This window comes from Bacteroides graminisolvens (assembly GCF_963666085.1).
Taxonomy (GTDB): Bacteria; Bacteroidota; Bacteroidia; order Bacteroidales; family Bacteroidaceae; genus Bacteroides; species Bacteroides graminisolvens.
The window spans coordinates 1,521,719-1,533,613 of the sequence record NZ_OY762556.1 but is presented as its reverse complement, the minus strand read 5'-3'; the positions used below and the strand labels follow the sequence as shown (position 1 = coordinate 1,533,613).

Below are 11,895 nucleotides of genomic sequence, written 5' to 3'. Positions count from 1 at the left end.
ATCAAACATGGCCAGTTTCTTTAAATCATTCTTTTTGGGAAAGACAGAGACTCCCGAGGAAGCTAAAGCAAAAAACGAGAAGAAAAACTTCGATATATTAAAGTTTGACGGACTACGTGCTCAACGTATGGGACGCATCGATTATGCATTGTCATGCTTCACGCAGGCATTAGCCATTGAAAAAGAGTTTGAGACCATGAGTTATCTTGCCCAACTGTATACGCAACTTTCCGAATTAGAAAAAGCACGCGAAATACTCGAGGAAATGGCTCAAATGGAACCTGAAATCATCAGTACCTTCTTTCAGCTGACTCATGTATGTTACATGCAGGAAGATTACGCTGCCATGAAAACGAATGCACAGAAAGCCGTTGAGCTGGAGAAAGAAAATGCGACCGCCTACTTATGGCTAGCCAAAGCGGAGCACGGATTGAAGGATCAAATGAACACGATTGCCCATCTCACCCAAGCCATTACTTTAAAAGAAGATTATACCGAGGCTTTGCTTCTGCGGGCAGAAGAACTGCTATCCATGCAAGTATATAAAGAAGCGTCCGAGGATATAGAAACGATATTGCAACAATCACCCGATGATGAAGCCGCTTTACTTTTAAAAGGAAGATGGGCTGAGGCAACCCATCAGGTTGCAGCGGCAGAAGAAAGCTATAAACAGGTTTCGGAATTAAACCCATTCAATGAACAAGCGTACCTTCTCCTAGGCAAACTATACATTTCGCAGAAAAAGCTGGTGGAAGCTATAGCCACATTCGATGAAGCCATAGAACTAAACCCCAACTTTGCCGCAGCGTATCACGAACGTGGTCGCGCCAAATTATTAAATGGAGATAAAGAAGGTTCTGTAGAAGATATGAAAAAGTCATTGGAACTTAACCCTCGCGAAGAGGCTGCCCTAAGCGGTCAATTCGATAACCAAGGAGAAAAATTCGACAACATACTGGGTTTTGTGCATTGAGCAAATAAAATTGCAGTTTACATCCTAATATTTACCCAATAACCAGCTTTTCTGCCAGATAACCGCTTTCTGCATAACTTGTGTTTTTTTCTATAAAAATCAATTCATACCTTTGATGCGAGGCTGCTCAATCCTTTAAGAAGGATTGATAAATTTCTAGATTTCCCCCACAATTAAGATTCAATATACGCCTCAATTATCAAGATAGGTTTGAGTTCTATCATACAGTTTGTTCTCTCTTTTGCAACACCTTTGAAGAAATACTTCAAGGGTGTTTCCTTTGCATCCCAATACGGAAATAATTATTTATGAAGAAATAATAATTTGTAATATAAAAAAAATCATATTAGTTCATTATAATCTAAAAAATATTATACTTTTGCAAAAGCTCACCTGATAATAAAAAGCATTTAATTAATCATGGAAAGACAAACAATGCGAATAAGATGCTTCAAAAGAAACTTCATATATTCTTTTTGCATGACATTAATCTCACTAATACTCCTTGTATTAGGTTCATGCACTGATAAGAATTCGCTTGAATACAAGCAAGAGCAACGGGCAGATTCTCTACTCAACGCAGGAAGAAAAAAACTCTTCACAGACATTCCTACCTCAAGAAAGGATCTGACTGAGGCAATGAAATGCACCAAAGACAGCATGAAGTACTACGATGCTTTCGAGGCATACGCTACTTTATATTTCTTAGAGAACAAGTATGATTCGGGACTTATTATAAAACGCCAAATAATCACTGCGTTTAAGCAACAGCCTGAAAGCGCAAGAAAAAAAGAGCTATTGGCCTCCGTATACAATTCATTTGGAGTCTATTACGCCCAAATGAACAAACCCGACTCTGCCATTATTTATATAACCCGAGCTCTTCAATGTCCGCCGAAGGCTGAGAGCAAACCTGATATTTATATCAACCTATCTGACCAATACAAGTTCAAGGGAGATCTTCCAACAGCAACTTATTATTTGAGACTGGGCTTATCTGTAAGCGACTCTTTACACCTTGACAAGTTTAAATTCCCTATTTATCAAGGTTTAGCAGACATATACTTAGCTCTTAGAGATTTCAAACGTGCAGATGAATATTACCTGCGTGCAGAAAAAGATTATAAGAACAGAAGGTTTGACGAAAAAATTATCTTTTGCAATAATCGGGGCAATTACTATTACTACAAAAAAGAATACAAGAAAGCTCTTACCTATTTTAAACGGGCAAAGAAAGATTTAGAAAATACTGAATTTGTTTTTTTTAGAAATCTAATATACACTAATCTGGCAGATGTATATCTAAATCTTAACCAACCTGACTCTTCTAAGTATTATTATGAGAAAGCCGAACCTTATTTTAAAGGTATTGATAGCAAAACAGCTCTTTATTATATTAACGCAACAAAAATAGGAGTCGCCGTTGCTGAAAACAATTTTGCTTTGGCACGTAAACTGCAACAAGAGATTAAGAGCGATAAGGGAATTGAGCCCAATATCTTATCCGTCCGCACGGAATATCTGGAAAAACTAGCACTGAAAACCAACGATTACAAAAGTGCTTATCAGTATTTGAAAAAGAGAATGACCGTGAACGACTCGCTACGCGACGATGCAACGCAGCAACGAATTGCTGATTTGGACATGCAATACAAGCAAGATAGCACGTTGATGAAGAAGGATTTAATCATACAAAAGAAAAGCGCAGAAGCACAAACCTTCAAATTGAGCACTTATCTTTGGATACTCATCTCTTTAGTCGGTTTAATATCGGCCATTTTCGGTTATTATATCATCAAAAAGAGGAATAACATGCAACGGATGAAATTCATTGAACAGATAAGTAACCTCAGAATTGGTAACATCCGCAACCGCATATCGCCTCATTTTATGTTTAACGTGCTAAACAACGAAATGCAAGGTGTGGATGAAGAAAAGAAGCAACGGTTGTTCACCCTGATACATTTATTACGAAAGAGTCTGGAGATGACTGAAGAAACCAGCATCATGCTCATAGATGAAATTGATTTTGCCAAGGCTTATATTGAGTTGAACAAACAAAAAGTAGGCGATAATCTGACTGTCAGCTGGGACATTAGTGAGCATGTCGATCTGAACAATGCCCGCATCATCCCCATGATGTTACAAATACCTATTGAGAATGCGTTGAAACACGGTTTCCCCAGCGTGGAAGGTGAGAAAAAACTTTCTATAAAAATACTTCGTGAAGAGGAAGGCATCCGCATCTTCGTAACAGACAACGGCAAAGGATATCACCCCAACGGAGTATCTTCACCAACAAGTACAGGCACCGGACTCAGGGTCTTGAACCAGACTCTACAACTATTAAATGCCCAAAACCGCCAAAAGGCCGTTTTCCTCATACAAAACATCGGAACGCAAGGAGAGACGGGTACCAAAGTCGAAATATTCATTCCTCACCATTATAAATACGAATACAAATGAAAGACAAATATACAGCCATTGTTATTGACGACGAACCGTGTGGTATTTCCAATTTGCAGACTTCATTGCAAGGAATCAACGAAATGGAGTTGGTGCAGACTGCACCAAACGCAGCAAAAGGAAAAGAACTGATCTTAAAGCACAAACCCGATGTGCTGTTTCTGGACGTTGAGATGCCAGAAACTAGCGGACTGGAGCTGTTGCGAGAGATAAAAGATGCCGTTAACTGGCCTATGCAAGTGGTTTTTTATACGGCTTATGATAAATATTTGCTGGAAGCCTTGCGTGAATCGGCGTTCGACTATCTGTTGAAGCCATACACCGAAACAGAATTTCTACTTGTTATTAACCGGCTTTTAACCTACATGCGTTCCGAAAAGAAGAAAAACTCTCTGCAAGAATCACTTTCAACGTTGAACGGCAAAGACAATTCACACGTACTGATCACCACCGTAAGGGGATATCAATCACTCCGCTTTGACGAAATAGGTTATTTTGAATATGCAAAGGAGAGCAAGCACTGGTGCGTGATACTTGAGAAACAACGCATTCAGCTGAAACGAAACACAACGGCCGATGACATTGTGAGACTTGCCGCCTCTTTCGTACAGATAAACCAGCAGCAGATTATCAACATATCCTATTTACGAGCCATTGAAGGGAAGAAGTGCCTGATGCTTCCTCCCTTTGACGAAACTGAAAGTCTGTTGATATCACGCAACTTTTTCAATTCGGTACAAGACCGTTTCTTTATGCTTTAACGCGGCAAAGATTTCTTAATATAGTTCGCAATTAAATAGCAAGCGGGAGCTGCTACCTCACCATGATCAAATCCTTGCAGCTCGTACAGCGTGATTCGTTTGTTACCGGTATTTTTTAAGACAGATGCCAGCAAAGCATTCTCCTCGTATCTGTCGGCCATTTCCAATTGGCGGTCGCCCGTGATGAGAGCAATAGGAGCCGTATCTTTGCGCGCCTTGTTAACGGGAGCAAACTCGTCGACCACGGGAATACCCGCAGGCAAGCCCCGCTCCTTTCGAATAGTAAAATGCGTCACCGTTTGCCCGCTCACGGGAAGATAAGCCGCTACTTTATCGGCATCGACCCCATAAGAACTGAGATACTTTTTATCCAGAGCCAGCATCAACGTCAGGTATCCACCGGCCGAATGACCCGAAACAAAGATGCGTTCTTTGTTGCCACCATACTTTTCAATGTGCTGAAACACCCATGCCACTGCAGCCGCTGCATCTTCCGTGTACGACGGATTCTTGGCGCGCGGACTTAAACGGTAATTAACCGCCACCACCGCAAAACCTTTTTCCTTAAACTCCTGAGGAATATATTTATGTCCCCCTTCCAGTCCGCCACCATGCAACCAAACAATGGTAGGGCAATTCGTTGCTCCCTCGGGGTAATACACATCGAGTTTGCAGCGTTCACGACGGTAAGCATCACTCTCATCGGGCGACACATAAGACACATCAGTCACTGTTTTATAAGAAACCTGAGCATGCAAAACCAGTGCCGCATGCAATAAAAGCAAAAGTAAATAGTATTTTCTCATTGTCTATATATAAATAAGCGTAAGCGTAATTTCGTTACCTGATTGAAATAACGGAGTGCAAATTACACTAAAATCATATTATTTGGTGACTAAAAACAAAAAAAATATCATTTTTCGTTTGCATTTAAGAGAAATGTATTACTTTTGCCCCGTAATCAAAAAACAAAGAACGATTATATGAAATCATTTACTTATACATTTTCCTTCTTTTTTTACTTTTACTTTAGCCAGAAAGTAGAGCGGGAATTTGTATGTGTCAAGTAATGATAAAGCGAAGACATTAAGACGAATAAATAACAAGAATCCCGCTCCCACATGGAGGCGGGATTTTTTTGTATCAGACAATAAAAGAATATGAGAAAGATAGCAATTCAAGGAACATTAGGCTCGTATCACGACATAGCCGCTCACAAGTACTTCGAAGGAGAAGAGATTCAACTAATCTGCTGCGCCACTTTCGAAGATGTTTTTGCAGCCGTTAAAAAAGACAGTGATACCATTGCCATGCTGGCCATTGAAAATACCATTGCGGGTAGTTTGTTACAAAACAACGAACTGCTTCGTCAGAGCGGTGCGCGCATCATCGGTGAATACAAGTTGCGCATCTCGCATAGTTTCGCCTGCCTGCCCGATGAGGACTGGGCAGATATTAACGAGGTAAACTCCCACCCCATTGCGCTGATGCAGTGCCGCGATTTCCTCAATCACCACCCGCAAATAAAAGTAGTGGAAACGGAAGATACGGCATTGAGCGCGGAGATGATTCAAACCCAAAACCTAAAAGGAAGGGCCGCCATCTGCTCCAAAGCTGCTGCCGAACGCTACGGATTGAAGGTGCTGCAAGAAGGCATCGAGACAAACAAACACAACTTCACCCGTTTCCTTGTAGTAACCGATCCCTGGAAAGCCGACGAACTACAGCAGCAACAAGCCGAAATCAACAAAGCAAGCATGGTTTTCACTCTCCCCCACACCGAAGGCAGTCTTTCTCAAGTTCTATCTATTCTTTCGTTCTACAACATCAATCTAACCAAAATACAATCGCTCCCCATCATAGGCCGTGAATGGGAATACCGGTTTTACGTTGACGTGGCTTTTGGCGATTACCTGAGATACAAACAGGCTGTTGCAGCCATCACTCCATTAACCAAAGAACTCAAAACATTAGGTGAATATGCAGAAGGAAAATCAAGCATCTAAATATGCTCCGGCCAACCGGCTGACCGGCGTAAGCGAATACTACTTTTCAAAGAAGCTGAAAGAGGTAGCGCAAATGAATGCCGAGGGAAAGAACGTGATCAGCTTGGGAATAGGCAGTCCGGATATGCCTCCTTCGGAGCAGACGGTGAGCACGCTGTGCCAGGAAGCGCAAAATGCCGACGGACACGGATACCAACCTTACGTAGGTATTCCGGAACTTCGCAAGGCGTTTGCCGGATGGTACAAGCAATGGTATAACGTGGAGCTGAATCCGAATACGGAAATACAACCGCTTATCGGGTCGAAAGAAGGAATTCTGCACGTAACGCTGGCGTTTGTCAACCCGGGCGAACAGGTTTTGGTTCCCAATCCGGGCTACCCCACTTACACGTCGCTGAGCAACATTCTCGGTGCGGAGGTGGTGACGTATAATCTGAAAGAGGAAAACGGATGGATGCCCGACTTTGAGGAGCTCGAAGCTATGGATTTAACCCGCGTGAAGTTGATGTGGACGAACTACCCCAACATGCCCACGGGTGCCAATGCAACACCGGAACTATATGAAAAGCTGGTCGACTTTGCCCGCAGGAAGGGCATTATCATTGTCAATGACAACCCGTACAGCTTTATATTGAACGATAAACCGCTGAGCATTCTCTCCGTTCCGGGTGCCAAGGAGTGCTGCATCGAGTTTAACTCCATGAGCAAAAGCCACAACATGCCCGGATGGCGCATCGGCATGCTGGCATCGAATGCCGACTTTGTGCAGTGGATTTTGAAAGTGAAAAGCAACATCGACAGCGGCATGTTCCGCGCCATGCAACTGGCGGCAGCCAAAGCGCTGGAAGCCGGTGAGGACTGGTACGCAAGCAACAACCAAAACTATCGTAACCGCCGCCAGCTGGCCGGAGAGATTATGGAGGCTTTGCAATGCACGTACGACGATCATCAGGTGGGCATGTTCCTCTGGGGGAAAATACCGGCCTCGTGCACGGACGTGGAGGAACTCACCGAAAAGGTGTTGCACCAGGCACGCGTGTTCATCACGCCCGGATTTATTTTCGGCAGCAACGGTGCGCGCTACATACGCATCTCTCTTTGCTGCAAAGACGAGAAACTGGCCGAAGCGCTGGAAAGAATTAAAGAAATGAATAAAAACAAATAAAAATACATATTGAAATTATGGAACTAGAATCAATTTTATTACCGGGTGTTGAGGCAAAAAGACCCATCGTTATTGCCGGTCCTTGCAGTGCCGAAACAGAAGAACAAGTAATGAGCACGGCCAAGCAACTGTCCGAGCGAGGCATCAAAATATTCCGCGCAGGCATTTGGAAACCGCGTACCAAGCCGGGCGGCTTCGAAGGTGTTGGTGTTGAAGGTCTTTCATGGTTGAAAGAGGTTAAGAAGGAAACGGGCATGTATGTTTCGACCGAAGTGGCTACTGCCAAACATGTGTACGAATCATTGAAAGCCGGAATAGATATTTTATGGGTAGGCGCGCGAACAACCGCCAATCCGTTTGCCGTTCAGGAGATTGCCGATGCGCTGAAAGGGGTCGACATTCCTGTTTTGGTGAAGAATCCTGTGAATCCGGATCTTGATTTGTGGATTGGCGCCTTGGAGCGTATCAACAACTCGGGGCTGAAACGTCTGGGAGTTATTCACCGCGGGTTCAGCAGTTACGATAAGAAGATTTACCGCAACTTGCCGCAATGGCACATTCCTATTGAGCTGCACCGCCGCATTCCTAACTTGCCCATCTTCTGTGATCCGAGTCACATCGGCGGCAAACGCGAGCTGATTGCACCGCTTTGTCAGCAAGCGATGGACCTCAATTTCGACGGACTCATTGTGGAAAGTCACTGCAACCCCGATTGTGCATGGAGCGATGCCTCACAACAGGTTACACCCGACGTGTTGGATTACATCCTCAACCTGCTGGTTATCCGCAAGGAAACGCAGACTACCGAAAACCTTGCTGCATTGCGCCGCCAAATTGACGAGTGCGATAATAACCTGATGGAGGAACTTTCCAAACGTATGCGTATTGCCCGCGAAATTGGTACGTATAAAAAGGAGCACGACATGCCCATTCTTCAAACCAGCCGTTACAGCGAAATTTTGGAGAAAAGAGGATCACAGGGTGCTTTGTGCGGACTCGATGCGGAGTTTGTCATGAAGATATTCGAAGCGATTCACGAAGAGAGTGTTCGCCAGCAGATGGAAATCATCAACAAATAAAAGGACAGGACGGTAAATCATGAGGATATTAATTCTTGGAGCCGGTAAAATGGGCTCCTTCTTTACGGATATATTGAGCTTTCAGCACGAAACGGCTGTGTACGATGTCAACCCGCATCAATTGCGTTTTGTGTATAACACGTATCGTTTCACCACGCTCGAGGAGATTAAAGACTTCGAGCCGGAGCTGGTGATTAACGCAGCAACGGTGAAGTACACGCTCGATGCCTTCAAGCAAGTGCTTCCCGCCTTGCCTAAAGATTGCATCATCAGCGACATTGCTTCGGTGAAAACCGGACTGAAGAAGTTTTACGATGAAAGCGGTTTCCGCTATGTGTCCACTCATCCGATGTTTGGCCCTACCTTTGCCAGCCTCAGCAACCTGAGCAGCGAAAGCGCCATTATTATCAGTGAAAGTGATCATTTGGGAAAGGTGTTCTTTAAAGACTTGTACAACAGCCTCAACCTAAACATTTTTGAATATACGTTCGACGAGCACGATGAAACGGTGGCCTACTCGTTGTCTATTCCGTTTGTGTCGACCTTCGTTTTTGCGGCGGTCATGAAACACCAGGAAGCACCGGGAACTACCTTTAAAAAGCACATGGCCATTGCCAAGGGTTTGATGAGTGAAGATGATTACCTCTTGCAGGAAATACTATTCAATCCGCGCACCCCGGCACAAGTGGAAAACATTCGCCGTGAGCTGAAGAATGTTCTGGAAATCATTAGCAATAAAGATGCCGAGGCCATGAAAAAGTACCTGACCAAAATCAGGGAAAACATCAAATAAAAACGAATAAAAGCTTGACTTTGTGTTTGTAATGTTGTATATTTGTAAGCGTAAAGTTAAACTATATTCTATTTATACTGCACGTAAAAGGAGAAGCCGGCGCTTCTCCTTTTTTTGTTTCCGCGCCCGTCTGCTCTTCCCCCAAATGCCTTGTTCCGACTCTTTGTTTCTTTCATTTTTGCCAATTGCTACCTGCAATGCACCCCATTGCTCGTGGCAATCACCTCCATTGGTCGTGGCAATTCCCCCAATTGCTCGTGGCTTTGGCGAAAAAGCTCGTTATCTTTTCAAAAAACATCAAGGACTTTTTAAAATTCCTCTTTATGTTTTTCAAAAAGTTGGGCAGGGATTTTAAATCGTTGGGCAGCTATTCGGAAAAGTCGGCCCGGCTTTCCAAAAACGTGGTCGTTGCTCCCTCAAAAACTGGTGGTAAGTGGGGCACCGCCCGCAAGCGTTAATAATATATAAATCAGCACTTGACAAAAACGGGTTGAATGGTCGTTTTTTGTCCGTTATATTCAGGCAAAAGGCAGGCAATCAAATGATATTCAGGCAGAAAGGCTCTATTCACCTGCCGCTTGCAAACAACCCGGGGCTCGCTTTGTGGAATAACAAATTAGGTGTACATTTGTGATGCTTAAAACCATTCGTACATGATAGATCAGGCAACCATAGACAGAATACTCGATGCAGCACAGATTGTTGATGTGGTATCGGACTTTGTTACGCTGCGCAAACGCGGGGTAAACTATGTGGGGCTGTGTCCCTTTCATAACGAGAAAACGCCTTCTTTCAGCGTGTCGCCCTCCAAAGGTCTTTGCAAATGTTTCAGTTGCGGCAAGGGAGGCAACGCAGTGCACTTTATCATGGAGCACGAGCAGATGTCTTATTACGAAGCGCTCAAGTTCCTGGCACGCAAGTATAGCATTGAAGTGAAGGAGCGCGAGCTGAGCAACGAAGAGAAAGAGGCTCAGAGTGCGCGCGAAAGTATGTTTATCGTCAACGGTTTTGCGCGCGACTATTTTCAGAACATACTGAAAAACCACATCGACGGCCGAAGCATTGGTATGGCTTACTTCCGTCAGCGTGGTTTTCGTGATGATACGATCGAGAAGTTTCAACTGGGTTTCAGCTTGGAGCAGCACGATGCGCTGGCACAAGAGGCCGTGCGAAAAGGATACCAGAAGGAGTTTCTGGTAAAAACGGGCTTGTGCTACGAAACCGACGAGGGAAAGGTGCGCGACCGCTTTTGGGGACGTGTGATGTTCCCGGTGCACTCGCTCTCGGGCAAGGTGGTGGCTTTCGGCGGACGTGTGATGAGCACCGAAAACAAAAAGCTGGCCAAGTACGTAAACTCGCCCGAATCTGAAATTTACCACAAGAGCAGTGAGCTGTACGGCATTTACTTTGCCAAACAAGCCATTGTTAAACAGGACCGTTGTTTCTTGGTGGAAGGTTACACCGACGTGATTTCCATGCACCAGTCGGGCATTGAAAACGTAGTTTCTTCGTCGGGAACTTCTCTTACGCCGGGACAAATTCGTCTCATTCATCGTTTCACCAACAACATTACGGTACTGTATGACGGTGATATGGCGGGCATCAAGGCTTCCATCCGCGGTATCGACATGTTGCTCGAAGAGGGTATGAACATCAAGGTGGTGCTGTTGCCCGATGGCGACGACCCCGACTCGTTTGCCCGCAAACACAATGCAACCGACTTTCAGGCGTATATTTCGGCTCATGAGGTGGACTTCATTCGGTTCAAGACCAATCTGCTTCTCGACGATGCGGGCAAGGATCCCATCAAGCGCGCCGGACTCATTGGTGACATTGTGCGAAGCATTTCGGTTATTCCCGAGGCCATTGTGCGCTCGGTGTACATGAAGGAATGCAGTCAGCTGCTCAAAGTGGAAGAAAAGTTATTGGTGGCCGAAGTGGCGAAGCTGAAGGAAAAGATGGCCGAAAAGGATGGCAAGTCCGGAAGTTATAACGCCTCCACACCGCCTCCGGCCGAGAACGGCATACCGCTTCCCGGCGAAATACCTCCTCCGTATGAATCGCTCATTCCGCAGGAGGGCAAAGAGGGACAGGAATTTTACCAGCTCGAACGGCTCATCATACGAACTGTTATCCGCTACGGGGAACAAATTTTGTGTGAGGTGGCCGATGAGAATGAGAATCCTGTGCCGGTAAGTGTTATTGAGTATATTGTGGGCGATTTGAAAGAAGATGATCTATCGTTTCACAACCCGCTACACCGCCGCATTTTGTCGGAAGCTGCTGCGCACATGCACGATAAAGATTTCAAGAGCCGTCGTTATTTCCTGGCGCATCCCGATCAGGAAATCAGCAGGTTATCGGCCGAGTTGCTCAACAATCGCTACCAGCTGAGCAAATACCACACCAAGGGACAGAAGCTGCCTACCGAGGAAGAACGGTTGCTTGAGGTGGTGCCTAATTTAATGATTAACTTCAAGAATGCCATTGTTGAAGAGGAATTGAAGCACATTATGTTTGCCCTGCAGAACCCCGAAAATGCCAACAACGTTGACAAGTGCAACGAGTTGATGGAGCGCTACAAGGATATGAAACAAATTCAGAGCGTCATGGCTAAACGTCTGGGCGACCGCGTGGTGCTGGTGCGCTGAC

At 44.8% G+C, this 11,895-nt stretch carries 10 protein-coding genes; 9 read left to right on the top strand and 1 reads right to left on the bottom strand.

Annotated elements, in window-relative coordinates; all coding sequences use genetic code 11:
* The first annotated feature begins 7 nt into the window (after window positions 1–7).
* The 3 genes from ACKPCE_RS06300 to ACKPCE_RS06290 all read left to right on the top strand — a co-directional run bounded on the left by ACKPCE_RS06300 (window position 8) and on the right by ACKPCE_RS06290 (window position 4,200).
* Window positions 8–973 carry a tetratricopeptide repeat protein gene (locus tag ACKPCE_RS06300; protein ID WP_319504545.1) on the top strand — a complete coding sequence of 322 codons (966 nt, stop codon included), beginning with the start codon at window positions 8–10 and terminating at the stop codon, window positions 971–973.
* A 480-nt stretch (window positions 974–1,453) separates the two neighbouring features.
* Window positions 1,454–3,439 (top strand): tetratricopeptide repeat-containing sensor histidine kinase, encoded by a 1,986-nt coding sequence (locus tag ACKPCE_RS06295; protein ID WP_319504544.1) that lies wholly within the window; start codon window positions 1,454–1,456, stop codon window positions 3,437–3,439.
* Complete coding sequence (locus ACKPCE_RS06290) at window positions 3,436–4,200, top strand: LytR/AlgR family response regulator transcription factor (RefSeq protein ID WP_319504543.1); 765 nt, start codon at window positions 3,436–3,438, stop codon at window positions 4,198–4,200. Before ACKPCE_RS06295 ends, ACKPCE_RS06290 begins: the two co-directional genes overlap by 4 nt.
* On the opposite strand, the gene ACKPCE_RS06285 is transcribed toward ACKPCE_RS06290, so the two are convergent.
* Window positions 4,197–5,006 carry an alpha/beta hydrolase gene (locus tag ACKPCE_RS06285; protein WP_319504542.1) on the bottom strand — a complete coding sequence of 270 codons (810 nt, stop codon included), beginning with the start codon at window positions 5,004–5,006 and terminating at the stop codon, window positions 4,197–4,199. The two genes, ACKPCE_RS06290 and ACKPCE_RS06285, sit on opposite strands and share 4 nt — an antisense overlap.
* 354 nt (window positions 5,007–5,360) lie before the next feature.
* Between ACKPCE_RS06285 and ACKPCE_RS06280 the strand changes: the two genes are divergently transcribed.
* The 6 genes from ACKPCE_RS06280 to dnaG all read left to right on the top strand — a co-directional run bounded on the left by ACKPCE_RS06280 (window position 5,361) and on the right by dnaG (window position 11,894).
* Window positions 5,361–6,206, top strand: coding sequence for a prephenate dehydratase (locus ACKPCE_RS06280; RefSeq protein ID WP_319504541.1), 846 nt, complete (start codon window positions 5,361–5,363; stop codon window positions 6,204–6,206).
* Entirely contained in the window at window positions 6,181–7,371 is a 1,191-nt protein-coding gene (locus ACKPCE_RS06275) for a pyridoxal phosphate-dependent aminotransferase (protein ID WP_276966756.1), read from the top strand. Before ACKPCE_RS06280 ends, ACKPCE_RS06275 begins: the two co-directional genes overlap by 26 nt.
* A gap of 17 nt (window positions 7,372–7,388) precedes the next feature.
* Window positions 7,389–8,450: a chorismate mutase gene (locus tag ACKPCE_RS06270; protein ID WP_319504540.1), complete on the top strand. Its 1,062-nt coding sequence runs from the start codon at window positions 7,389–7,391 to the stop codon at window positions 8,448–8,450.
* 19 nt (window positions 8,451–8,469) lie between these two features.
* Window positions 8,470–9,243 (top strand): prephenate dehydrogenase/arogenate dehydrogenase family protein, encoded by a 774-nt coding sequence (locus tag ACKPCE_RS06265; RefSeq protein WP_319504539.1) that lies wholly within the window; start codon window positions 8,470–8,472, stop codon window positions 9,241–9,243.
* Window positions 9,244–9,566: 323 nt separating this feature from the next.
* On the top strand, window positions 9,567–9,701 hold the full coding sequence (locus ACKPCE_RS06260) for a hypothetical protein (RefSeq protein ID WP_319504538.1): 135 nt from the start codon (window positions 9,567–9,569) through the stop codon (window positions 9,699–9,701).
* 195 nt (window positions 9,702–9,896) lie between these two features.
* On the top strand, window positions 9,897–11,894 hold the full coding sequence (gene dnaG / locus ACKPCE_RS06255; RefSeq protein WP_319504537.1) for a DNA primase: 1,998 nt from the start codon (window positions 9,897–9,899) through the stop codon (window positions 11,892–11,894).
* Window position 11,895: the final 1 nt, after the last annotated feature.